The 24,800-nt window shown below is 39.1% G+C and carries 25 protein-coding genes; 17 read left to right on the forward strand and 8 right to left on the reverse strand.

Going from position 1 to position 24,800, the window contains the following annotated elements; all coding sequences use genetic code 11:
- Positions 1–112: 112 nt before the first annotated feature.
- On the reverse strand, positions 113–784 hold the full coding sequence (locus LZ480_RS17995; protein ID WP_241370927.1) for a LytR/AlgR family response regulator transcription factor: 672 nt from the start codon (positions 782–784) through the stop codon (positions 113–115).
- 216 nt (positions 785–1,000) lie between these two features.
- Between LZ480_RS17995 and aceA the strand changes: the two genes are divergently transcribed.
- Complete coding sequence (gene aceA / locus LZ480_RS18000; RefSeq protein ID WP_241370928.1) at positions 1,001–2,284, forward strand: isocitrate lyase; 1,284 nt, start codon at positions 1,001–1,003, stop codon at positions 2,282–2,284.
- 396 nt (positions 2,285–2,680) lie between these two features.
- On the opposite strand, the gene LZ480_RS18005 is transcribed toward aceA, so the two are convergent.
- The gene (locus LZ480_RS18005) at positions 2,681–4,600 is read right to left on the reverse strand and encodes an SEL1-like repeat protein (RefSeq protein ID WP_241370929.1); all 1,920 of its coding nucleotides are present in this window, start codon (positions 4,598–4,600) and stop codon (positions 2,681–2,683) included.
- A gap of 183 nt (positions 4,601–4,783) precedes the next feature.
- On the opposite strand from LZ480_RS18005, the gene LZ480_RS18010 reads away from it, so the two are divergent.
- Positions 4,784–5,521: a glycosyltransferase family 2 protein gene (locus tag LZ480_RS18010; RefSeq protein WP_241370930.1), complete on the forward strand. Its 738-nt coding sequence runs from the start codon at positions 4,784–4,786 to the stop codon at positions 5,519–5,521.
- A 43-nt stretch (positions 5,522–5,564) separates the two neighbouring features.
- On the forward strand, positions 5,565–5,984 hold the full coding sequence (locus tag LZ480_RS18015) for a YkvA family protein (RefSeq protein ID WP_241370931.1): 420 nt from the start codon (positions 5,565–5,567) through the stop codon (positions 5,982–5,984).
- Positions 5,985–6,159: 175 nt separating this feature from the next.
- Here the strand turns inward: LZ480_RS18015 and LZ480_RS18020 are convergent, their stop codons facing one another.
- The 4 genes from LZ480_RS18020 to LZ480_RS18035 form a co-directional block, all read right to left on the reverse strand.
- Positions 6,160–7,107 carry an N-acetylglucosamine kinase gene (locus LZ480_RS18020; protein ID WP_241370932.1) on the reverse strand — a complete coding sequence of 316 codons (948 nt, stop codon included), beginning with the start codon at positions 7,105–7,107 and terminating at the stop codon, positions 6,160–6,162.
- A complete protein-coding gene (argH, locus tag LZ480_RS18025) occupies positions 7,100–8,623 on the reverse strand; it encodes an argininosuccinate lyase (RefSeq protein WP_241370933.1) in 1,524 nt (507 codons plus the stop codon). The genes LZ480_RS18020 and argH overlap by 8 nt, the downstream gene beginning before the upstream one ends.
- Positions 8,624–8,750: 127 nt before the next feature.
- On the reverse strand, positions 8,751–9,641 hold the full coding sequence (locus LZ480_RS18030) for an EamA family transporter (protein ID WP_241370934.1): 891 nt from the start codon (positions 9,639–9,641) through the stop codon (positions 8,751–8,753).
- A 20-nt stretch (positions 9,642–9,661) separates the two neighbouring features.
- Positions 9,662–10,222 (reverse strand): GNAT family N-acetyltransferase, encoded by a 561-nt coding sequence (locus tag LZ480_RS18035; protein ID WP_241370935.1) that lies wholly within the window; start codon positions 10,220–10,222, stop codon positions 9,662–9,664.
- A gap of 146 nt (positions 10,223–10,368) precedes the next feature.
- Here LZ480_RS18035 and LZ480_RS18040 point away from each other — a divergent pair, with 146 nt between their 5' ends.
- The 5 genes from LZ480_RS18040 (at position 10,369) to LZ480_RS18060 (ending at position 14,542) form a co-directional block, all read left to right on the forward strand.
- Positions 10,369–11,319 (forward strand): carbohydrate kinase family protein, encoded by a 951-nt coding sequence (locus LZ480_RS18040; RefSeq protein WP_241370936.1) that lies wholly within the window; start codon positions 10,369–10,371, stop codon positions 11,317–11,319.
- Positions 11,320–11,556: 237 nt separating this feature from the next.
- Positions 11,557–12,669, forward strand: coding sequence for a helix-turn-helix domain-containing protein (locus tag LZ480_RS18045; RefSeq protein WP_241370937.1), 1,113 nt, complete (start codon positions 11,557–11,559; stop codon positions 12,667–12,669).
- Positions 12,670–12,673: 4 nt separating this feature from the next.
- Positions 12,674–12,874 carry a PLD nuclease N-terminal domain-containing protein gene (locus tag LZ480_RS18050; RefSeq protein WP_241370938.1) on the forward strand — a complete coding sequence of 67 codons (201 nt, stop codon included), beginning with the start codon at positions 12,674–12,676 and terminating at the stop codon, positions 12,872–12,874.
- Positions 12,871–13,773 carry an ABC transporter ATP-binding protein gene (locus tag LZ480_RS18055; protein ID WP_241370939.1) on the forward strand — a complete coding sequence of 301 codons (903 nt, stop codon included), beginning with the start codon at positions 12,871–12,873 and terminating at the stop codon, positions 13,771–13,773. Before LZ480_RS18050 ends, LZ480_RS18055 begins: the two co-directional genes overlap by 4 nt.
- Positions 13,760–14,542, forward strand: coding sequence for an ABC transporter permease (locus LZ480_RS18060; protein WP_241370940.1), 783 nt, complete (start codon positions 13,760–13,762; stop codon positions 14,540–14,542). The genes LZ480_RS18055 and LZ480_RS18060 overlap by 14 nt, the downstream gene beginning before the upstream one ends.
- A 206-nt stretch (positions 14,543–14,748) precedes the next feature.
- On the opposite strand, the gene LZ480_RS18065 is transcribed toward LZ480_RS18060, so the two are convergent.
- Entirely contained in the window at positions 14,749–15,450 is a 702-nt protein-coding gene (locus LZ480_RS18065) for a YetF domain-containing protein (RefSeq protein ID WP_241370941.1), read from the reverse strand.
- An 81-nt stretch (positions 15,451–15,531) separates the two neighbouring features.
- Here LZ480_RS18065 and LZ480_RS18070 point away from each other — a divergent pair, with 81 nt between their 5' ends.
- A complete protein-coding gene (locus LZ480_RS18070) occupies positions 15,532–16,731 on the forward strand; it encodes an MFS transporter (protein WP_241370942.1) in 1,200 nt (399 codons plus the stop codon).
- 245 nt (positions 16,732–16,976) lie between these two features.
- On the opposite strand, the gene LZ480_RS18075 is transcribed toward LZ480_RS18070, so the two are convergent.
- Positions 16,977–17,660 (reverse strand): adenine nucleotide alpha hydrolase family protein, encoded by a 684-nt coding sequence (locus LZ480_RS18075; RefSeq protein ID WP_241370943.1) that lies wholly within the window; start codon positions 17,658–17,660, stop codon positions 16,977–16,979.
- A 340-nt stretch (positions 17,661–18,000) separates the two neighbouring features.
- Here LZ480_RS18075 and LZ480_RS18080 point away from each other — a divergent pair, with 340 nt between their 5' ends.
- The 8 genes from LZ480_RS18080 (at position 18,001) to LZ480_RS18115 (ending at position 24,798) form a co-directional block, all read left to right on the forward strand.
- Entirely contained in the window at positions 18,001–20,409 is a 2,409-nt protein-coding gene (locus LZ480_RS18080; protein ID WP_241370944.1) for a Na+/H+ antiporter subunit A, read from the forward strand.
- On the forward strand, positions 20,399–20,821 hold the full coding sequence (locus LZ480_RS18085) for a Na(+)/H(+) antiporter subunit B (protein ID WP_241370945.1): 423 nt from the start codon (positions 20,399–20,401) through the stop codon (positions 20,819–20,821). Before LZ480_RS18080 ends, LZ480_RS18085 begins: the two co-directional genes overlap by 11 nt.
- Position 20,822: 1 nt before the next feature.
- Positions 20,823–21,161 (forward strand): Na(+)/H(+) antiporter subunit C, encoded by a 339-nt coding sequence (locus LZ480_RS18090; RefSeq protein ID WP_241370946.1) that lies wholly within the window; start codon positions 20,823–20,825, stop codon positions 21,159–21,161.
- The gene (locus tag LZ480_RS18095) at positions 21,154–22,638 is read left to right on the forward strand and encodes a Na+/H+ antiporter subunit D (protein ID WP_241370947.1); all 1,485 of its coding nucleotides are present in this window, start codon (positions 21,154–21,156) and stop codon (positions 22,636–22,638) included. Before LZ480_RS18090 ends, LZ480_RS18095 begins: the two co-directional genes overlap by 8 nt.
- A gap of 14 nt (positions 22,639–22,652) precedes the next feature.
- Positions 22,653–23,135 (forward strand): Na+/H+ antiporter subunit E, encoded by a 483-nt coding sequence (locus LZ480_RS18100; RefSeq protein ID WP_241370948.1) that lies wholly within the window; start codon positions 22,653–22,655, stop codon positions 23,133–23,135.
- On the forward strand, positions 23,132–23,416 hold the full coding sequence (locus LZ480_RS18105) for a Na(+)/H(+) antiporter subunit F1 (RefSeq protein WP_241370949.1): 285 nt from the start codon (positions 23,132–23,134) through the stop codon (positions 23,414–23,416). Before LZ480_RS18100 ends, LZ480_RS18105 begins: the two co-directional genes overlap by 4 nt.
- Complete coding sequence (locus tag LZ480_RS18110) at positions 23,394–23,786, forward strand: Na+/H+ antiporter subunit G (protein WP_241370950.1); 393 nt, start codon at positions 23,394–23,396, stop codon at positions 23,784–23,786. Before LZ480_RS18105 ends, LZ480_RS18110 begins: the two co-directional genes overlap by 23 nt.
- Positions 23,787–24,426: 640 nt before the next feature.
- Positions 24,427–24,798 carry a GntR family transcriptional regulator gene (locus LZ480_RS18115; RefSeq protein ID WP_241370951.1) on the forward strand — a complete coding sequence of 124 codons (372 nt, stop codon included), beginning with the start codon at positions 24,427–24,429 and terminating at the stop codon, positions 24,796–24,798.
- Positions 24,799–24,800: the final 2 nt, after the last annotated feature.

Below are 24,800 nucleotides of genomic sequence, written 5' to 3' on the forward strand. Positions count from 1 at the left end.
TCTTTAGCGTCGATGGTAGTTGGGGGTTTCCCCCTGTGAGAGTAGAACGTCGCTTCGCACGAATCAAAACCACTGAGAAATCAGTGGTTTTTTTGTGTCTAAATTTGTAGTATTAAAACTTTAAAATACCTCGTAACTCATTAATATAAGATTGACTAATAGGTAACTCAGTACCATCTTTTAGATGAACAATAAAGTTTGAAGTTAAATCGCGTGTGATTTTCTTTATAAAGACAATATTAATAATATAAGAACGATGGATACGAACAAAAGTACCTGGAAGCCTTGTTTGTAGCTCTTTTAAAGTAACGGCAGTTTTATATTGCTGCTTATTTGAATAAAACCATGTACGTTTTTGGAGGCTTTCAATATAAGAAATTTGCTCAATTGGTACAGGAATCCAATCCTCGTTTTGTTTCCCAGTTAAAAATTGATATAAATCAGGTCCTTCAATTTTAAAGAGTGGAGGCAACACGACAACAAGTGCCCCAAGTTGGCCATCTATTGTGATAGGGTAGCCAATTGCATAGTATGGCGTATCGAATAAGCTAGTATCCATAACTGCATCAATTTTTTTCTTTTCATGTAGTACTTTAAAGGCAATGCTGTTTTCTGGTACAGGTGAACCAATTGATAATGAAAAGTTATGGTGACCTGAACGGAAATAAATGAATGTATAATTTACCGCAATAGCGATTGAAGCATCACTTGGAATCCAATCTTCTAAAATAACTTTATATTGTTCTAAAACACTCTTCTCCACATCAACTTTGTTTAAATTCAAATTAATTCAACCCCTTCTGTATTATCCAACTTTTAGCAATCCATCCTTCAAATACAACATTCTATCTTTAAATTAACCTATTTTGTCAGAAAATAATGAAAAATTAAATTTTCTGTTATATATTATGTTACAGGAAGAACGTCTGTTATGGAACAGTAAGTTTATTGTTTTTTTAGCAGAATTTTTATATACAAATGGGGAAGGTGGAAATTTCATATGACAACTCGTCAAGAAAGAATCGAAACTTTACAAAAGGATTGGGCAGAAAACGCTCGTTGGAAAGGTATTGAGCGTGGTTATTCAGCTGAAGAGGTTGTGAAATTACAAGGATCGTTCATTCAAGAGCAAACGTTAGCAAAACGTGGTGCTGCACGTCTTTGGAAATCATTACACGAACAGCCATTTATCAACGCTTTAGGTGCTTTAACTGGTAATCAAGCAGTTCAACAAGTAAAAGCAGGTTTACAAGCAATCTACTTATCGGGGTGGCAAGTAGCAGCTGATGCAAACCTTTCTGGCCAAATGTATCCAGACCAATCTTTATACCCAGCAAACTCTGTGCCAGCAGTAGTGAAGCGTATTAACCAAGCGCTACAACGTGCTGATCAAATCGATCATTCAGAAGGCCGTGAAGATGGTTTTGACTGGTTCGCGCCAATCGTAGCTGATGCTGAGGCAGGCTTCGGTGGTCCGTTAAACGTATTCGAATTAGTAAAAGGTATGATTGAGGCTGGTGCTTCAGGCGTACACTTAGAAGACCAATTAGCTTCTGAGAAAAAATGCGGTCACTTAGGTGGTAAAGTATTACTTCCTACACAAAACGCAGTACGTAACCTAATTGCTGCACGTTTAGCTGCTGACGTAATGGGTGTAGATACAGTGTTAATCGCACGTACGGATGCAGATGCTGCAGATATGGTAACTTCTGATATCGATCCACGTGATGCAGAGTTCATCACTGGTGAACGTACTCCAGAAGGTTTCTACCGTACAAATGCGGGCATTAAGCAAGCAATCGCTCGTGGTTTAGCTTATGCACCATATGCAGATTTAATTTGGTGTGAGACGTCTCACCCATCGTTAGCAGAAGCTCGTGAGTTTGCAACGGCAATTCACGCTGAATTCCCAGGAAAAATGTTAGCGTACAACTGCTCGCCTTCATTTAACTGGAAAGCTAAGTTATCAGATGAAGAAATTGCTGAGTACCAACGCGAATTAGGAAAGCTAGGATACAAGTTCCAATTTATTACGCTTGCTGGTTTCCACAGCTTAAACTACTCAATGTTCGAGCTTGCGCATGACTATAAAGACAATGGTATGGCTGCATACTCTAAATTACAACAAGCTGAGTTTGCTGCAGAGTCTAAAGGTTACACTGCAACTCGTCACCAACGTGAAGTGGGTACAGGTTACTTTGACGAAGTATCACAAACAATTTCAGGTGGTACATCTTCAACAACTGCAATGTCTGGATCTACTGAGGCTGAGCAATTCGTATAAAATTTGCAAGGTTTTGACCGTTTCATAAACAGAGTATTGCAAAAAAAAAATTTTAATGTGTGAAGGTATATTTTTGGGGCACTGTTGGGGAATTGTAGCCTAGTAAATCTTTGTTATGCCGAAGCAGAGATTGAAGAAAAGTTTACTGTGTAGCACATAAAAATTTTACTTTTATGGATACAAACTTCGAACATCTCTCAACTATAATATCAAAGTCGAATTGGAACGCGGCTTTGATATGGGATTGCCTCCCATTATATAAATGTTAAACTTAGGGGTATTTAATAAATGAAAATATGTCTTTCTAGTCAAGATGGGGCTAGGGAGGCATTTTTTTATGTGGGTAGTAGGGTGTTTAGCAGGGAAGGGCCATTTTAAAAGGACCTTCCCTTTTGGTTATAAACCTTGTTCAATGGCTTCTTTTAACCATCTTGTCGCTTCGGTATAATCTTGTGCGACACCGAGTCCTTTCTTATAGAGCATGCCGAGTTGGAATTTTGCTTTGCTATGCCCTTGTTGTGCAGCACGTCGATACCACTTGGCTGCTTCTTGGTAGTCTTGAGCAGTCCCTTCACCGTTTGCATACATTTGAGCAAGTTGGAATTGAGCTTTTCCTAGCTCTTTCTTAGCTGCAAGAGTAATCCATTTAAAGGCCTCGTTAAAATCTCGTTTTGTGCCAAGCCCTTTATCGAAAATGTTACCGAGTTGATATTGTGCATTAACATGCCCCTGCTCTGCGGCTAAACGATAGCAATGACGGGCTTCATCGTAGTTAACTTGTGTGCCAAGCCCTTTTTCATATAAAAGGCCCAGCTGATATTCGGCCTCTGCATCATTTTGAGTTGTAGCCGCACGGAACCATTTAAAGGCTTCTTGGTAATTTGGAAAGCTTTGTTCATCGCCTAGAGCAAGAAACCCAAGCTGTATCTGAGCTTGTACATGATTTTGTATGGCCGCACGTTTTAACCACTTAACACCAGCTTCATCATGGCCTGTTTCAATATAGAGCATGCCTAAATCAAAATTTGCGCTAACATGTTCATTGGCAGCCGCTTTTAAAAACCATTCAATCGCTTGAGTGTTTGCTACTTTCGTATGTTGCTGTTTATAAATAAGCCCGAGTGAATATTGCGCGTTTGTATGTCCATGATTGGCCGCAAGAGTGAGCCATTTGATAGCTTCTTCTTCATTTTGAGCAACACCTTGTCCAGCTTTATAGAGAAGGGAAAGCTGGAATTGCGCGCTTGTATGATGTTGCATTGCTGCAGATAAAAACCAGCAAGCCGCTTCTTCAAAAGATTGTGTGACACCTTGTCCTTTTGAATGCAAGTAGCCAAGGTTGTATTGAGCGCTTGCATCACCAGCCTTCGCCGCCTGTAAAAATAATTCCGCAGATTTTGCGTAATTCTGAGTAACCCCTTGTCCATTGTGGTATAAAAAGCCAAGGTTGTTTAGCGCGCTCGTATTGCCTTGAGCAATTGCGAGTTCATACCACTTTGCTGCTTCTTTAAAGTTTAAGGGGACACCTTTCCCTTGATTGTATAATGAGCCAAGGTTGTATTGAGCGTCTGGATTGCCAGCAGTAGCCGCTAATAGATACAGTTCTGCCGCTTTTTGTTCATCCTGCTCGACACCATTGCCAAGTTGATACAACACGCCTAAAGCATATTGAGCGTTTGTATCCTGTTGATCAGCCGCCAGCATATACCATTTTGCTGCCTCAATATAATTGCGCTTAACCCCTTTGCCGTGATTATACAAAACACCGAGATTGTATTGGGCACTGCTATTCCCTTCTTGAGCGGCGATTAAAAACCATTTAGTGGCATCCTCATAATTGTGCGTTGCCAAATCAAGCATTTCATAATCGCTAGCTGTTGGGAGGTTTTCTACATCTAACAGAGCGTCTTTCGTTAATTTTTCACCTTTTGTTAAGTTTTGAATATACCAATCCGTTAAATCAATTAAGTAATCTAGCACCATTTGGGCTACTTTTGTATTAATTAATTCATTGGCATTCAGCGATGTCATTTTTTGAATTAAATTCATCAACAAATACATACGACGTGGTTTTATTTTTTCAGTAAAGCTTTTGTTATTCAGGAGTGTACGTAATTCGTTTTTTGTACCATCCTTTTTCATATCTTTGGCATATAAATCGCGAACGATAATGCTTAAGGCGATATTGGCTTTCTTTAAAGACAGCTTTGGCTTTGAGATTGTATAGCGTGCAGAGCCTTGAAGAGCGTCAGTTAATGGACGATGTGTTGTTGGAATCGTATTGCAAAGTGTTGTGAGCAAGTCGCGATCTACCATAAACGTAGTCACTCCTTCCGATTTTTGTTAAGTATTCTTTTTATCGGAAAGTTCTAAAGAAAGTGGAGTATTTCTGATGGGGGAACGTTCTGAACGAATAGCTGGAGTAAAGTTGGACATTGTAATTTGCTGAAATAGTCGATAGAATTTAGTAAATATTTCTATTTCAAAGGAGCATGCAAAATGGAACAAACTATTGTGTTAATCCCTGCGTTGAACCCATTACCAACCATTGTACACTTTGTAGAAAAATTAAAAACGCTTGCAATCGAAAAGATTATTATCATTAATGATGGTAGTGATTTGAAATATAATGAAATTTTTAAGCAATTGCTCAAGCAAGAGTGTATTGTTTTAACGCATGAGCGAAACATTGGAAAAGGTCAGGCATTAAAAACAGGTATGAACTATATCGTGAAATCGACTTTGAACGCAAAAGGGGTCGTAACTGTTGGAGCGCATGGCCAGCACTCTATTTTAGATGTTGAACAAATTTTAGCAAGTACAAAAATTTTTTCAGACGGTATCGTATTAGGTATTCGTGATTTTAAAGGTTCGGATTATCCTATTATTAGTCAAATACAAAATCGTGCGAGTTCGATGCTTTTTGAGCTATTTTTTCATAAGCGTTTATTAGATACACAGACAGGCTTACGCTATATTCCCAGAGAACATTTGTCTTGGCTATTAAAAGTGAATGGCGAGTCTTTTCGCTATGATACGAATATGCTTGTTGAGGCCATTAAGCGTAAAGTCCCTTTATACGAAGTGCCAATTGGTCATGCCAAACTGCGGAAAAATTCTATTATTTACTATGATGAAGTAACAAATCATGCCCAAATTTTACAGCAAATGTGGAATAATTTTTTCCATAAGGGCAATTCAACGAATGAAACTTTCTCAAAGCGAAAACGTAAATGAAATGTATCTTTAATTTGCGAAGATGCTTGAAGGAGGAAGGGTTATGGAACAGGATTACAATTTTGATAAAATGATTGCAGGTCAGGAAAAACATTATTCTGATAAAAAGTTTTTAAATAAATTTAAAGTTTTTGGTGGGGGCTTAGGAAAAAAAGCGATGCAGGCAGCGGCAACATTGTATGTCACACTGCGTAGCCCAGACATGCCAAAGATGAATAAAATGATTGTGCTTGCTGCGTTAGGTTATTTTATTTTACCGTTTGATTTAGTAGCAGATTTTTTACCACTTGTTGGTTTAACAGATGATACATTTGTGATATTAACGGCATTAGGGAAAGTATATTTATCCATTACTGATGAGATGAAGTTTGAGGCAAAGCAACTCGTTGAGACGAAATTTACCAAAAATCATAACGATGTAGCGGAAGATTCATTAACGCATGTTGTCATTGATAAAAAATAATGAGTAAAGGCTTGTTTGCGCATGGCAATGATGCGTAAACAAGCCTTTATTTAAAGATAAAAAAGTATAAAATTTCTCCAATGACTGAGGCTCACACGATGTGAGTCATTGAGGGCATACCACATGGATGTGGTGTTTTGCCCACTCGGGGCTGGAAGGGCGCTTTACCGCTTTTCTAATAGTTGAATTGAATATGCTCGAAAGCATGTAAACCACGCTGAAAGATGGCTTCTAGTGGCTTATCTGCACAAAGCTCGATCTTCATTGCAGGATAAATTTGCTGAATGGCTTGTGTGACAGCTTCTAAGATAAACGGATTATGTTTTAGTACGCCTCCATTAAAAAATAATGTATGAGCTTCGTTTCGATAGCCCACATTTTTTAATGAAGTGATGGTAAGTTGTATAAGCTCCTGGACAGCATCCTGTGCAATTTTTTGTGCAATGGCATCCTGTTGCTCAACGGCCTTCTGTAAAAATGAACCAAAATGAGCTAATCGGCTATTTGTATAGTCCGATGAATAAATGTAATTATACAATTCGTCTGTTGAATTTACTTGATGACCTTGTAAAATGAGTTTTGTTAATGCTGTCGACTCGTTGCGTCCATCTGCGGCACGAAAGATCGCTTTGGCAATTTGTTTACCAATCCAATAGCCACTCCCTTCATCGCCAATTCGATGTCCCCAGCCTCCTGTACGGCTCATTTTATCATCAATTAGACTGTAACAAATAGCACCTGTTCCAGAAATTAAAAGACTTACGTTATTTTTTCCAAGCCCTTTAGCTGTTGCCTCAGCATCATTTTCTAAAATGATATGACCAAATGTAAAGGGGCTACGCGCTATACTTTGCTGAATAATGTCCCCAACGATTTTTTCATCTTGTAGGGTATCCACGCCAGCAATAGCAAACACTGCGACATCAAAATGCAGGCTTGGCAAATGCGCGGCGGCACTTCGTAAAAGTCCTGTAAAGACATGCTGTACATGTTCTATGCCAACTGCTTGATAATTCGAGCTTGTGGATGTGGCACTAAAAAGCTCTCGTCCATCTGTTGTACGAATGGTCATTATCGTTTTTGTTGCACCACCATCTACTGCAAGTATGTAATGATTAGTCATGCTGTACCCACTCCTTTAAAATTTGCTCAAGTTGTTCTTCGGCTCGGATAATATTCCCTGTTTTCTCGCGCAACCAGTTTTCAAGATTAGCGGTGGCATCTGTTGCCTGGACTAATGATTCACGCATCGTAGCGGGCGCAGGTCCACCTTTTAATGTACGAATATGAACGAAATATTCCGGCTGGAGAGTCTGATAAAAGGCGATTTCGTTAATTCGTAATGACTTTCCTGTTACTTCGAAGCATTTTTCATTTGCTAATTGCCATGTTAAGGCGCTTAGGGATTCCTTATGATGCGCAAGCAATTCACGCACGCAAAGACTGACGATTTTATGCGATTGGCGGAAAGAAATATTTTCCGAGCGTACGAGTGTATCTGCGAGCTCAGTGACATTGGCAAAGCTATTTTGCGCGCGGCGTAGCAGGCTTTCTTTGTTAACATCCATTGTGACAATTAAGCTACCAAATAGTTTATAAATGCCGACTAATTTATCGATGGCACGCCATAAGTAAGGCTGCATGTCGTCTTCTGTATCGACAATATCTCCAAATGGCGTGTTATGTACCATTTGTAAAACGGTTGCAGCATCTCCGACGACAGAGGATAACAATGAACGTGTATGTTCGATGGAAACAGGGTTGCGTTTTTGCGGCATAATGGAACTGATCTGTACATACGGACTCGCGAGCTTAAAGGCATTGAATTCTTGCGTAGCCCATAGTAGAAAATCTTGTGAGGTGCGCCCTAAATTAAGTGCTGCTAGTTGGACAACACTTGCTGCTTCCGCAATATAGTCTGCACCTGCCACGGCATCCCATGCGTTTTCAATTAGATCGTCAAAGGCAAGAAGCTGTTGCATCCGTTCCCGACTAATTGGAAAACCTGTTGTTGTTAATGCCGCAGCCCCCATACTACTGCGATTAATTGTTTCATACGCAGATTGCATCCGTTGGTAATCCCGTGTTAATTGATCGATTACGGCCTTTAAATAATGTGCAAATGTCGTTGGCTGGGCTTGCTGTGTATGCGTGTAGCCAATCATAATCGTTTCAACATGTTCTTCCGCAAAAGCAATGAGCGCACTACGTAAATTAAGTAACTCTTGCATTAACGTAAGCAGTTTTTTACGCAATGTCATGCGGTAAATAGCAATCCCCATATCATTCCTGCTACGACCAATGTGTAAATTTCCAGAAATATCACCACCTAGCTCAATTAATTTATTTTCAATACGGAAAAATAAATCCTCGAATTGCGGGTTATAATCATGGGTTTTATAATAGTCCAAATCTAATTGATGAATGGCTTGCCCGATTTGCCGAGCTTGCTGTGAGGTTACTAAATTCTGCTCTTCAAGCATTTTTAAATGGGCAATATGAATTTGGATCATCGAATTTAAAAAATGTTTGCGTGCTTCGTCATAAGCTGGTTGTAGCACCATTTGACGATAGCTATTGGAAGGAAAATGAACGCCCTCTTTTTCATTTACTTGATTGCGAAAATCTTGAAAAAACATTTGGTAATGGCCTCCAATCAAAGCATAAATCTTCGTGCTTTATCCTTTAATTTTACAATTGTTAGAATATTATAGCAATTCCGAATAAAAAGAGCGAGCAGATGTAACATCCGCTCGCTTCCTGTTTTTAAATGGTATGTTTTTTTGCAGCAAAATATGAAGGCAATGTCGTGCCGATCAGCACGAGGAATATCCCGCAGATCTGCAGCAACGTTAAGCTTTCTTTTAAAACGATTACAGATACAATGATCGCTACAGGTAGCTCCATTGCACTTAAAATCGATACAAGACCACCGCCAACTTTTGGTGCAGCAATGGAAAATAATAAAATCGGTAAAATAATCCCGAATAATCCGAGTGTTAAGCCAAACTTCCAAAGCCCAGCTGATAATTGTCCATTCCATAATATTTCAGGTGATAAAAATAATAAAATAATAACAAGTGAAACAATGGATACTATAAAGGTGCGCCCAATTGTTGTAACACCTTCAACAGGGCGAGAATTGACTTGTAAAAAGGCAGCAAAGCTAAAGGCAGCAACTAATCCGAGTGCCCAACCTTGCCAAGCGATTTGCGATAGGTCCACATCTAAAATACCCGCCGCTAAAATCGTACCTGCAAATAAGAAGGCGAGGGAAATGAGTTCAATACGACTCGGAAAACGCTTTTTAATCATGCAGTCCATGAAAAGCCCAATCCACGTAAATTGGAATAGCATGACAACTGCCAGTGAGGCGGGTAAATAATTTAAGCTTTGTCCATACACAGTTCCTGTAACAGCTGTAAGGGAACCTGCTAATAATAGGGTAAAAGCACCGGATTTTGATACTTTTGGTAATGTACGTTGGGTCGTAACAAAAAGTATAAGTGCCAAAAAGAAGCCAAATAAATACTGGCTTGTAACCGCTTCAGCCGATGTAAATCCGTGCTGCATGGCCACTTTGACAATGGTTGATAAAATCCCATAGCTACAAGAGGCAATAATAATTAATAATGGATAAATCCAACTTTGTTTCATACGTGTTTCTTCCTATTCTATTAGAGCGACTTCACCATATGATGAAACGGTTCATTAATAATTGTCCACGGCTCAGTCACTACAAAGCCCATACGTTCGTAAAGACGGCGTGCATCAAATTTTTCTAGTTCTACATTTAACGATAATTTTTGATAGCCAAGTTCTTTCGCATGTTGTTCGGCAAAATGTAGCAATTTTGTACCGATACCTAGTCCACGGGCATTCTGTGCCACGCAAATTGTATCAATATAATATTCATTTGTGTGTGCTTCCACATCTAATGTAACATGAATATTTTTTTCAGCAAGCTGTTGTTCTAATTGACGATCGAGATCATCGCCCCGCTTTCCGTCATATAAAACGACGATTCCTAAAATATCGGTATCTTTTACGGCTACAAATGTATTTAAATAGCTATGACGATTCGTTGTTTCTACAACAAATTGTTCTAGGGAATTAATAACTTTAGATAACTCCTGCTCACCAGTTAAATTATTTGCAATGTCTCCAATCGCGTCATAAATTAAAGGAGCAACCATTTTTGCGTCCTGTGGTGTTGCTTTTCGAATAGAAATTGTCATATAAATCCTCTCCTTAACGAACAAAGTATAACAGAAATGTGACATATACGCGAAAAGAGTTACTGTCAGAATAGTATAAAGTTTTATGGATATATCATATTTGTGGTAAATTAAAAAGAACTACAATGTCGGAGGTTAGACAACTCATGAGTCAGATAGACAAAGAATTCGTTCTCATTTATGGAGACGCATTCGTTGATTATATTGCAAATGACCAAACAAATACGTCGTTTACGAAGTTTTTAGGTGGCGCAACCATTAATGTTGCAGCGGGAATTAGTCGAATTGGTGCCCCTTCTGCATTAATTACGATTACTGGTGATGACGAAACTTCAGAATTTTGTCGTCAAGAGATTGTTAAAGAAGGCGTGAACATGGATTATGCGGTATTTGACCCAGCAAAACGTGTGTGCGGTGTGTATGTTCACTTAACCGAAAATTGCGAGCGCGAATTTAAAGATTATGTCGATGAGACACCGAATTTACAAGTAACACCAGAGCAATTACAAGAAGAAGCATTCAAACGAGCTTCGATATTTAATATTTGCTCAGGGACAATGTTTGAACCCACTGCGCTAAAAACAACGCGCGCAGCAGTAGATATGGCGAAGGAAAAAGGGGCCATTATCGCGATTGATGCTAATATCCGACCATTACGATGGGAATCTGAAGAAATTTGCCGCGAAACAATAGGTGCATTTTTTGACGATGCAGATATTTTAAAGCTGACAGATGAAGAACTATTCTTCTTAACAGAAACGACTACAATCGATGAAGGATTAGCGAAGTTGGACGAGCTATTAGTGCCGATTATTTTAATTACAGTTGGTGGCGATGGTGCGTATGCTGTATTAAACGGAGAAATTATTCATGTCCCGGTGGAGCGTATCGTACCAGTGGATACAACAGGCGCTGGTGATGCCTTTATGGCGGGTATTTTACGCTACGTCCACTTCAACGGATTACCAACCATCAAAGAGGATTTAGTGAAATGTGTGGCGTTTGGTAATAAATTAGGTGCCCTTGCTGCAACAAAGGCAGGCGCATTAACTGCGTTGCCGAGCTATGAAGAAATTAAGCATTTAATTGAACAATAAAATGTTTAGGAAGCCCAAATGAAAAATGGGCTTCCTTTTTTTAATCATTTCTTTCACACTAAAACGTTTGGTCACTAATTTACGCTGTCCAATGCAATCCAAAAGATGCTATGAAGTACGATATTGCGCACATATTAAAATGTAACCATTAGTTGACGAAAGCTTTAAAACGTAACGTATATTCGCTATAAATTTGGCGGGATTATTTTTATAATAAAGATACAGAGGTGAAGGATGATGAGCAATTTTCGATTTGCGGCAATATTTATGCAAAAACGTAAGCAGCTTAATGTAACGCAAGAAGACATCGCCCGTTATGTCGGAATTTCAAGAGCAGCTGTTTCGAAGTGGGAGAAGGGGCAAAGCTATCCGGATATTTCGCTATTGCCTAAACTTGCGGCATATTTTAATGTTTCGATTGATGATTTATTAGGCTACGAGCCACAAATGACTGAGCAACGCATTTTGAAAACGTATGCGGATTTGGCAGCGAAGTTTACGAAGCTACCATATGAAGAAGTGGATAAGCAAATTGAGGAACTTGTTAAGGAATATTTTTCATGTTTTCCGCTATTATTAAAAATGGCGCTGCTGTATGCTAATTACTTCAATTTAGCGCAAAATAAAGAGGAGGCAACAGAAAAAATTCAAAGCCTTTGTATTCGTGTGAAGGAATTTAGCGGGGATTATAAGCTTGTAAATGAAGCAACGATAATTGAAGCGTTAAGCTATATTTTACAAGAAGAGCCGCAAAAAGTATTAGCATTGCTTGGGGAGGATGCAAAAGTACAGCTTGGCGCGGAACAGCTAATCGCAGCCGCACAAACGATGCTCGGGGAAACCGAAAAAGCAAAGGAAATTTATCAGGTGAATCAGTATCAGTACTTACTAGGTATGCTCGGCAATGCTAGTGAAATGTTGATGCTTGAAATCGCAAACGCTACTTATTTTGAACAAATTGTAACACGTGTGGAAGCGGTACTTGATACGTTTCAGATTGAAAAGCTAAATGTAAATACGGCACTTGTCTTTTATTTACGTGCGGCGAGTGGCTTTGCGGTGCAAAATCGCACAGAGGAGGCGCTACGCTGTATAGCGCGTTATGTTAAAATCTGTATGCATATGGATTTCCCAGTTCGTATTACGGGTGATGCGTATTTTTATTTGTTAGAAGATTGGGTAAAACGTGAAGTAATTCTAAACGCTCAATCACCGCGTGATGATGAATCTATTAAAAAATCATTGTATGAAAGTGTTGTAGGAAACCCAATGTTTGAGAGTTTGAAGGAGCATGCACAGTTCAAAAGTTTAGTGACAAATCTGCAGCATCATTTGCGTATAGGAGGTTAGAAAAATGGAAGAGTTAGCGAAGATTCCTTGGGGGCTAATTGCACCATTATTAGTTTTACAGTTCATATTGGCGATTGTAGCCATTATTGATATTGTTCGTATTCATGATACGCGTGGACCAAAATGGATGTGGATATTAATTTCACTGTTCATCAGTACACTTGGACCAATTGCATATTTTATCGTTGGACGTAAAAGCCAATGATGACGATCAACGTACAAAATTTATCGAAGCAATTTGCCGCAAAGAAGGTTGTAGATGATGTGTCATTTACGTTAGCACCACATACAGCAACAGCACTTATTGGTCCAAATGGTGCTGGAAAAACGACAACGCTTTCGATGCTCGTGGGGCTACTTAAGCCAACAAACGGTGAAATTTCAATGCCAGGTGTAATGGATATACGTACAGCTATTGGTTTTTTGCCACAGTATCCACAGTTTTATTCTTGGTTAACAGCGCTTGAATACATGGAAATGGTTGCGAATTTAAGTGGTGTTGATAAGCGCTTTGTAAAGGAAAGATGCAAAAAAATGCTGTCGTTTGTAGGCCTAGAGAATGCCATGCATAAAAAGACGGTTACTTTCTCAGGTGGGATGAAGCAACGTTTAGGAATTGCACAGGCACTCATTCATGAGCCAAAGTTACTACTGCTTGATGAACCAGTGTCAGCGCTTGATCCAGTAGGGCGTCGTGAAGTCATGAATTTATTAAAAGAGGTGCAGCAGCAAACGACGATTTTATATTCGACGCATATTTTGAATGATGCGGAGGAAATGACTGATCAGCTATTATTTTTACGCGAAGGGCGCTTAGTAGAACGAGGCTCATTAGCTGAAGTGAAGGCAAAATTTGAGCAGCCACGCTTTAAGGTAACATTTGCAAATGAGCAACAGGCACATCAATTTGCACAGCTATCCGCGTTCTCTACAACTAGTGAAGGTTGCTTTGTCTATGTGGAGGTAATTGATACACAGCCAACGATGCAAGAGCTTCTACAGCGATTAGCAAATTCGCCATTTGAAATTGTGAGAGTGGAGCGTCAAACAGTAAGCCTGGAGGAAATCTTTATGAAGGTGGCGGGTGAACATGCAACAATTTAGCGCGTTATTGTTAAAAGAATGGCGTGATAGCTGGCGCAGCTTCAAGCTGTTATGGATTCCGCTTGTCTTTTTACTGTTAGGGGTAAGTGACCCACTAGTAAATTATTTCTTGGATGATATTTTGCAAGCAGTTGGCAATATGCCTGAAGGGTATGAAATGATGTTCCCAGAACTTAGGCCAGTCGATTTATTGGCGGCTTCTACAGGGCAATTTCAATCAATCGGGATTATTGTTTTGATTGCGGCGTATATTGGTACGTTTAGCCGTGAGCGTCAAAATGGTACGGCGACATTATTATATGTACGTCCGATTTCGTATAGTGCACTTTTTTTTAGTAAATGGATGGTCGCAAGTATTGTTGCAGTTATGAGTGCTATTGCTGGCTATACGGGGAGTATGTATTACACGGTGCTACTATACGGTACAGTTGACTGGGGAAAGTTTTTTGCAATGGTTGGTACGTATTGTGTGTGGTTACTATTTGTTATGGCACTTACCGTTGCAATGAGTGCGGCGTTTCAAACTGCCGTGGCGGCAACGATTACGATCATGTTAGTACCATTGGGCTTAGTCATGGATTCGTTAATCGGTAGCTTTTGGAAAGTGTCACCATGGAAGCTCTCGAATTACGGAATGGCACTATTGACCGATAGCGTACTAATGAAAAACTATTGGTGGACGTTTGGACTTGTAATGGTATTGATGTTATTGGCGATTATTTTTGGTATAGCAATGAGTAAGCGCAATAGTGGCAACGTGAAACTGTAAGTTGTAGGCGCGAAGGATGTACACATTTAACATATTAAAAAGTACAATTTTCTTGTTGGAGGAAAATTGTACTTTTTCTTATGGCATTATTATAAATATTAACTTTTCTCAAAATTAGGAATATAATATCTTTTAGGTGTATTTTACTGGGGGGAGTTGTTGTGCAAAATACGGAAAGCTGATTGGTATTGTAACACCAATCGACATTATGAAGGTGGACTAGCATTTTTCAGGCTAATATAGAACGAGCCATTTTCTAAAATTTGTACATAATATATTCCTTCAACATCATGAAAGTTTTTCTTAGATAATTTTTTCAAGAGCCATTCTTCCGTTAATTGTAACTTATCTAGGTTTTCGTAAATGACTTGACCATCGGAAACAAGTTCTGTTGGTAGATATTGTGGAGCTGGAGCGGATACATGTACGTCTTCTTTTGTAGCGGTACGAGCAAGCGGCTTCTTCATGACGCTTAAGTTTCCATTTGTTTCAAAAACAGCGTGCAGTACCTCGTCGAATGAAAAAATACTTTGTTCACGTAATAGCATTGCTAGTTCATCGGTATGAAGGCGCGCTTTTTTGAGATGATCATTTAAGATGATGCCGTTTTGAATGACAATCATCGGTTTGTCATCAAATAATACACGGGCCTTTTTGGATTTTAATGATACCAAACTAACCAATATGGTTAATACTGTCCACCAGATGAGCGAAATAAGACCGTCTAAAAACGGTGTTTCTACTTGGGCAGATATTTCAGCGGCAATTGAGCCGAATGTTATGCCAGTAACATAATGGAAGAATGTAAGTTGGCTTATTTGTTTTTTTCCGATAATGCGTGCGAGTAGGAGTATCGCAAAAAACGCAAAAGTTGAACGGATTAGCATTTCCCATAAATTTAATTCCATTGACATCACTCCTTATAGTCGGTAGCATGGACAAAAAATAATGGAAGTATGCGATTTATCAAAGAGAAAGAATGTGAAAATATGTCGACAACAACCGTGAAACAATCGAATCCAATCTATCCAATTATGGTCGCAATTGGCGTTTGTCACTTAATTAATGATACAATGCAAGCCGTTATTCCTGCGATGTTTCCGTTACTTGAGCGTGATTTAGGATTAACGTTTACACAGCTTGGGATGATTTCGTTTGTGTTAAATATGTTTGCAAGTTTACTACAGCCGGCAGTTGGGTTTATGACAGATAAACGCCCATTTCCGTATGCATTACCACTTGGGATGGTGAGTTCGTTTATTGGTTTGTCTTTACTCGTTTTATCTACGCAATATTGGATGATTTTAGTGTCGGTGTTATTTTTAGGGCTTGGCTCGGCGGTGTTTCATCCAGAAGGCTCACGTGTATCATTTATGGCAGCAGGGAATAAGCGTGGTTTAGCACAGTCTATTTATCAAGTGGGGGGCAATTCTGGACAAGCGCTCGCACCATTACTAAGTGCGTTTGTTATTTTACCATTTGGTATGAAAGGCGCTGCGATGGTATTAGTATTAACGTCGATGGGGATTTTTTTATTAACGAAAATTGCTGCATGGTATAAGCGCCAACTAGAGGCAGAAAAATTGTCGAAAGTCAAAAGAGTGCTTGTATCATCACTCCCGCCATTAACAAAAAAACAAGTGGGCTTTGCGCTTGTTGTACTATTATTTATCATTTTTGCGCGTTCATTTTATGTTACGAATATGACGAGTTTTTATGTGTTTTATTTAATTGATCAGTATGGGGTATCCGTTGAGCGCGGTCAGTTATTTGTGTTTATTTTTATGGCATTTGGTGTAGTAGGGACGTTTTTTGGCGGGCCTTTGTCGGATAAATATGGCCGTAAAAATATTATTTTATTATCGGTAATTGTACCGATTCCATTTTGTTTAGCATTGCCATTTGTACCGCTGTATGTTGCCCTAACATTGCTTATTATTATTGGGATGCTTATTATGATTAGCTTTACAGTGACAGTTGTTTATGCGCAGGAGCTGGTCCCATCTAAAATTGGAACGATGGCTGGTTTAACGGTTGGGGTGGCGTTTGGTATGGGGGCGATTGGCTCAGTTGTCATTGGAATGGTCATAGATATGATGGGTATTCGCTTTACGATGATTGCCGTGTCGTTATTAACATTACTATTGTTTGTGGCGTTTTTATTACCAAAGGATAACGCAACAACTTAACTTGATTCAGAGGAGATTCAATGAGTTAGTTGTAGCCACGCCCTCAGAAATAGTGGAACAAATGCTAAAAACGCCACATCGTGTGGCAACGCATTCGTGACCAACATCATGTTGGCCTCCTGTAGCGTAGCAGAACGGATTATTTTAGATAAATGCACTTGGTTCCAAGTTTCGTATTGAAAAATGCTCGTTATAAATATATTTGAAAAAAAGCTGTTCCAATGATGTGGAAACAGCTTTCGCTACTATTCTTTTGATAGAAAACATTCTTTTGGGATAATATCAATATGATTTACAAAACCCTCTGTAATATCTACCTCATGAAGTTTTCCGTTGTAGTTAAACTTAAAAATCCCATTATCGAAATCGGTGCCGATCTCTTTAAAGAAAATCCCCTCAAGCGATACGAATTTTGGGCAAGTGAACGCTACTTTATACTGCTGGTTTTCTTCGACCAAGTAAGCACGCACACCTTTTTCGTATATGTCGATCAATTCGTCTTCAGATGGGCGCTTTACTGAAACAATGTGGAAGTCTACGAATGGGATTTCTTTTAATAATACATTTAAGAAGGAACCTTTCGTAATTTCCTCCCAACGACTTTGAGCACTTTGCCCAACGATAATTTGTGTAATATTGAAGTCAATGGCCATTTCTGTAATAACTTTGTGAATAGGGCGTTTTTCATTGTCTTTAATAATGATTTTTTCAATTTCTAATTCTTCAGCTAATTGTTTCCACTGCTCAATATAGCCAGATTTTTCGGCATCAAATGCGTCAAGTGGCTTTGAATCAACCGTTAAAACATATAATGGGCAATCGAGTAAAGTAGCAAGCTTGTGTCCGCGGCGAATTAATCGTTCACCATTTTGACCGTAATACACACAAACTAAAATACTTTCATCCATTCGGCCTTTTACATATTTCATTTTAGTTCGCACCTCGTTTTCTTATTCAATAATACTGTATTAAAATGTACTTTTTTGAGAATTTAAGTATAAAAGAGTTAATAATGATGCTATTACAGTGCATTGCATACATGATTATTGTATACTAAAACTGTAATGTTTCCTGTTGTTTAGTGATTTTTACATAATAATTTATAATTGGATATATTAATTAGTGATGTCCACACTTGTTGAGATGGACAGTTTCACTATATGCCACATTATTATGAAGTGAGTTAAATGGTTAGTCAAGTGTCATCGTCTTGCTGATATTACTATACATAGCTTACATTGACTTTTAATATGTAGGAGGTTTTTGCTTTTGAGTGTTGCATTGTCGATTTTACTACCGTTCATTGCTTCGGCCTTTATTCCGTTTTTATACAGGCGAGTTACCAATATTCATTTAGGATGGTTTGTTTTAGTTGTGCCTGTCGTCTTATTTTCGTATTTAGCTACTTTTATCCCTCGAATTGCCAGTGGCAAAACCTTTATAAACACGTTCGAGTGGATCCCCTCTTATGATATTAACATTACCACCTATTTAGACGGTTTGAGCATGATCTTTGGTTTGCTTATTACCGGAGTAGGTAGTCTAGTAATCCTTTATTCTATTTTCTACCTTTCATCAAAAGAATCTTTGCATCACTTTTATTGCTACCTGCTGCTGTTTATGGGGGCAATGTTAGGTGTTGTATTTTCCGACAACTTAATGGTCCTTTATGCGTTTTGGGAGTTAACAAGCGTTTCGTCATTCCTATTGATCGCCTTTTGGCATCATCGTAAAGCATCGCGTGCTGGTGCGCGTAAAGCGATGACAATCACCGTTTCGGGTGGTGTGGCGATGTTAGCTGGATTTTTAATGCTGTATGTGGCTTCAGGGACATTTAGCATACGGGAAATTTTAGCGAATTTAGAAGCTGTGCAAGCAAGCTCCTACTTTGTGCCAGCAATGTGCTTAGTATTACTAGGTGCATTTACGAAATCAGCACAATTTCCATTTCATATTTGGTTACCGGATGCAATGGAAGCACCAACACCCGTATCGGCTTATCTTCACTCGGCAACGATGGTTAAAGCAGGTATTTATCTGGTAGCACGTACGACACCTATTTTTGGTGGACATGAGGTATGGTTTTGGTCGGTTAGTGCTGTCGGATTAGTGACCTTGTTCTGGGGTTCATTTAATGCGGTAAAGCAGTTTGACTTAAAAGCGTTACTTGCATATTCAACAATTAGTCAGCTTGGCTTGATTATGAGTTTGTTTGGGCTAGGTTCGGCGGCGCTATCGTTAGGCTATTCTGCAGACACGGTTATTTATACGCAAGCAACATTTGCGGCGTTGTTTCATTTAATTAACCACTCAACCTTTAAAGGTGCGCTATTTATGATGGTTGGTATTGTCGACCATGAAGTTGGTACGCGTGATATCCGTCGATTAGGTGGTTTAATGTCACTGATGCCGTTTACGTTTACGATTGCGGTTATAGGTAGTTTCTCAATGGCTGGGTTACCGCCTTTTAACGGTTTTTTAAGTAAGGAAATGTTCTTTGCAGCTACATTAAAAATTACGCAGCTTGATATTTTCTCGCTCGATGCGGTTGGGTTAATATTCCCGATTGTGGCATGGATTGCGAGTATTTTTACGTTTATTTACTGTGTCATTATCGTAAATCGTACATTTTTTGGAAAGTTACAGCCGGATCGTTTAGAAAAGCCACCACATGAGGCTCCGATAGGCATGTTAATTTCACCGTATATTTTAATCGCACTTGTTATTGGTATTTTTATTTTCCCGAATGTGTTAGGGCATTATATTTTAAGTCCTGCGATGGCGAGTATTTATCCGTCATTCCCATCAGTGGATGAATTGACACCACATATTGCAGCATGGCATGGCTATATTAATACGGAACTCATTATGACATTTGGAGTTGTAGTCGTTGGTATTTTCCTATATAGAACGCTGAAAAAATGGCGTCCGATGTATCAGCTAATTCCGCAAAAGTATACGCTAAATGGGATTTATGAGCGTGTGATCGGCTCGAGTGAGCAGTATTCTGGTGCGTTAACGAAGTTTTATATGAACGGAAAATTAACGTATTATTTCATCTATATTTACGTGTTTTTTGTTGCGATTTTAGCCGGTTATATGGTTTATGCGGATTTGTTTAGTTGGAATCCGAGTAATGATTCGGTTATTGAGCCTTATGAACTCCTATTAGTGTTTGTCATGATTGCAGCAGCAGTTGCGATTATCTTCGCGAAGCAGCGTATTACGGCGGTACTGTTAAACGGGGTACTTGGTTATTCGGTTGCGTTTTTCTTTGTGGTATTTCGAGCCCCTGATTTAGCATTAACACAGCTCGTTGTAGAATCCGTAACAACAGCGTTATTCTTACTTTCGTTTAAGTTTTTACCTAAATTGCAGCCAGAAAGTGGATCGAAAGCATGGGAGTTTACGAAGGTTACCATTTCGATTGCAGTTGGTGCAACAGTGACGTTAATTGGTTTAGCTGTTATGAATTATGACAAATTTGAACCGATTTCCGCGTACTTTGAAGACTCGTACAACTTAGCGGGAGGAAAAAATATCGTCAATACGATTTTAGGTGATTTCCGGGCGTTTGATACGATGTTAGAAGTAGTCGTGTTATTTATTGCAGGGCTTGGCGTCTATACACTCATTAAGCTAAAGGCGAAAAAGGAGGGTAAGGACGTTGAAGATTAATGATGTCATTTTAAAAACCGTCGTTCGTGGTGTTGTATTCATTGTTTTTACGCTTGGCATGTACTTATTTTTTGCAGGACATAATGCACCAGGTGGCGGCTTTATAGGCGGGCTTGTGCTCGGCTCTGGTATTGTCCTTTTGTATTTAACGTACGATATCGAAACGGTGCATAAAGGGATGCCTTTTGATTTTAAAAAGGTCGCTGCATTAGGTGTACTGCTTGCAACGGGTACTGCTATCGCCTCATTGTTTTTTGATGCACCATTCTTAACACAAACAGCTGGCTATTTTGACATTCCCTTATTAGGCGAAAAGCATCTATCTACTGTAACGATTTTTGAAGCAGGTGTGGCACTGACCGTAGTGGGTACGCTTGTAACGATTATTTTAAATATAAGTGAGGATGAATAGTATGGAATCATTAATGATTGTGCTGATCGGCATACTCGTGGCAGTCGCTACTTATTTAGTCCTCTCTCGTAGTGTATTACGTGTAATTGTCGGTACAGCCATTTTGTCGCATGCCGTGCATCTTTTACTGTTGACTGTCGGCGGATTAAAAAAAGGAAGCGTGCCAATACTTGGACAGGCTGATGCACCTTTTACAGATGCTTTACCACAGGCGCTTATTTTAACTGCGATTGTGATTAGCTTTGCGGTAACTGCGTTTTTACTTGTGCTTGCGTATCGCATGTATTTAACAAATGGTAGTGATGACTTCCATAAGCTTGGAGGTTCATCTGATGAGTAATATATTAGTTTTACCATTAATTGTGCCGATTATTACGGGCGCATTGTTAGTGTTTTTAAATGATTATATAAAGCTACAGCGAATTGTGAGCTTACTTACGATGATTTTCGTTGCAGGAATATCGGTTGTTCTACTGCAGCTTATTCAAACAGAGGGCATACTACGTCTTGATTTTAGTGGATGGCTACCGCCTTTTGGTATTTTATTTGTAGGGGATTCGTTTTCGGTATTGCTTGTATTAACATCAAGCATTGTTACGTTGTTTTGTTTAATTTATGCGTTTTCAACGATTGGTAAAGAACGAGAAAAAATGTATTTTTATCCGTTTGTGCTGTTTTTAGTAGCGGGTGTTAATGGGTCGTTTTTGACGGGGGATATTTTTAATTTATTTGTGTGTTTTGAGGTAATGCTTCTTGCTTCGTATGCATTAATTGCACTTGGTGGTGAGAAGTTTCAATTACGTGAATCGTTAAAATATGTACTCATTAATGTAGTTGCATCATGGATGTTTTTAGTTGCTTTAGCTTATTTATATGGCACCGTGAAAACATTGAATATGGCACATATCGCACAGCGCGTAGCAGAGGTCGGACAAGATCCAATGCTAACGTTAGTGTCATTGATCTTTTTAATTGTCTTTGCGTTAAAGGCGGGGTTACTTTTATTTTTCTGGTTACCAGGCTCGTATAGTGTGCCACCAACAGCGGTACAGGCATTGTTTGCAGCGTTATTAACAAAGGTCGGGATTTATGCGTTATTCCGTACGTTTACGTTAATGTTCCCGCTACAACCCGAAATCACGCATACAATTATTGGTGTTATGGCAGGGATTACGATCATTGCTGGCTGTATGGGTGCTTTATCAGGACGTGATGTGCGTACTATCGCTTCGTATAACGTCATTATTGGGGTGGGCTTTATACTGATGGCTCTTGCGATAGGCAATGAACAAGCCTTTGCTGGAGCTGTATACTATTTAATTCATGACATAATTGCCAAAGCGTTATTGTTCTTATTAATTGGGACAATGGTGATGTTAACAGGTGAAATTGTCGTAAAAAATATGAACGGGCTTATCCGAAATTATCCGTTGTTTGGATGGATATACTTTATCACAATGTGCGGGCTTATCGGGATTCCACCGTTAAGCGGCTTTGTTGGGAAAGTATTAATTGGGCAGGGTGCAGTTGAACAAGGTGCTTATGTATTATTAGCGTTAGGCTTTGGTTCGAGTATTATTGTGCTGTACTCGCTACTTCGCATTTTCCTAGCATCGTTTTTCGGGGAAACGTCGATTAGCGAAGAAGACAAACAACCAATGCCAAAAGGTGCCTATGTTTCATTTGTGTTACTTACTTTATGCATGATTGGACTAGGTGTCGGTGCGGAAGGGATAGCCATATATGTAAATGATGCGGCTCATACGTTGGCAAACCCATCCGCGTATATTGAGGCAATTTTAAATACGAATAAATAAAGGAGGGTGAGCGGATGTTTGGACAATTTATTCTAAATTTATTTATTGCTTCGTTGTGGTTTTTATTAAAAGATGATCCGAATGCTGATTTTACAACATTTATGTCAGGATTCTTTATTGGTACGCTGATTTTATATGCGATGCACCGATTTTTTGGAACGCAATTTTATTTGCGCCGAGTATTAAAAATTTTGAAGCTCATCCTTTTATTTATTAAGGAGCTATTATTGTCGAGCATCGAAGTGTTGAAGCAAGTGCTAGACCCACAGCTGAAAATTACACCAGGCATTTTTACATATGAAACATGTCTAGAGGGGGATTGGCAGATTACGGTATTGGCATTGCTATTAACATTAACGCCGGGTTCAGTTGTAATGGAAGTATCGGAAGACGGCAAGACGTTTTATATTCACGCGATGGACATTGTCGAATCAAAAGAAACGGTACTACGTTCAATTGGTAAGTTTGAAACAGCTATCTGGGAGGTGACACAATGATCGATATCATTTTAAGGATGGCATTGCTGTTATTTATGGTGGCCATTGCACTGTCATTAGTGCGTGTGATTAAAGGGCCGTCATTACCAGATCGTGCGATTGCACTTGATACGATTGGTGTTAATTTAATTTCATTGATTGCGATAATTTCGATTGTGTTAAAGACGAAAGCCTTCTTAGAGGCGATTTTGATTTTAGGAATTTTAGCATTTATCGGGACGATTGCATTCTCGAAATATATTGAAAGAGGTGTCATCGTTGAGCGTAAATCAGCTGATTGAGATTATGGCCGCCCTGTTCATTTTGTTAGGAGCGATTGTGAGTGTGATTAGTGCATTGGGAATGATTCGCTTACCTGATGTCTACACACGTTCACATGCGGCAACGAAAAGTGCGACGTTATCGGTATTACTTTGCTTATTTGGCGCGTTCGTTTATTTTTGGATTCACGATGGCTATGTGAGCATTCGTTTAATATTAGGGATTGTGTTTGTATTTATTACTGCACCAGTAGCGGGGCATTTAGTCTGTCGCGCGGCGTATCGTTCACGTGTACCACTTGCGGAAGGTTCAGGTGACGATGCGTTAAAGCTAGTGTTGTTTGGTGATGAAGACGTACATGGAAAATCAGAGGTCGAACAATCAAAATAATTAAAGTAAAGCGCTCCATAAGTTAGGAATATAACTTGTGGGGTGCTTTTTTGTGTCTTGTATTGCATTCCGCATTTGTTAAGTAGTGGCTTGGGGTGGTGCTTCACTCATGTGTTAATTAGCCGCTGTAGGCTCTTTTCTCGTTGATCAGATGTGGAAAGAAAGCTAAAAACGTCACATCCTGTGACAACGCATTCATGACCAGCATCGTGCTGGCCTCCATCCTCGGCGCAAAGGAGGTGTCCCAGAATCACTTCTCGGACACCCCCTTTGTGGACAAATGTGAATAACTTTGTGAATAACTTATGATCAGAACACAAGAATGAGCTAAAAGAGTAGGAAAGAGGGTAAATTTTTACGTTTAGATGCGTTGGCTATGAAGAAAAACCTATGGCGTAAAGGAAAGTTTAAATGTTTAGTAGTAATTGATTCCGCTTATTTACATAGATTTGTGGATAACTAAAGGGTAAATTGTTGAAAAATGGAGCTTTAACTGTGGGTAACTAATAGAAAAGTGGATAACTCTGTGGATAAAAAGAATATGTGGATATTTTTTCTTGATTAATTGACAAATACGCTCATTTTAAGTACAGTACATTACAACACTAATGTACTGATTAACAGAGAGAGGAGGATCAATTTGGATTTCAATGTGCAAAGTACAACGCCAATTTATATACAAATTGCAGAATGGTTGGAAAATGAAATATTAGCTGACCGTTTGCTGCCGAATGGTAAAGTGTATTCGCAATATCAGCTCGCCGAAATTTTTAATATTAATCCAGCTACAGCGGGAAAAGGTCTAACGATTTTAGTAGAAAAAGAAATTCTCTATAAAAAAAGGGGACTTGGGATGTTTGTCATAGTCGACGCAAAACAACGAATTTTAGCAACACGTCGAAGTGAAACGTTAACACAATTGGCGATGGAAATCGTGCAGGAAGCCAAACGTTTAGCCGTTTCAGATGAAGATTTAATTCAGTTAATTAAACATATTCAAAAGGAGGGGTGACA

The organism is Solibacillus palustris, from assembly GCF_022549215.1.
GTDB classification, from domain to species: Bacteria; Bacillota; Bacilli; order Bacillales_A; family Planococcaceae; genus Solibacillus; species Solibacillus daqui.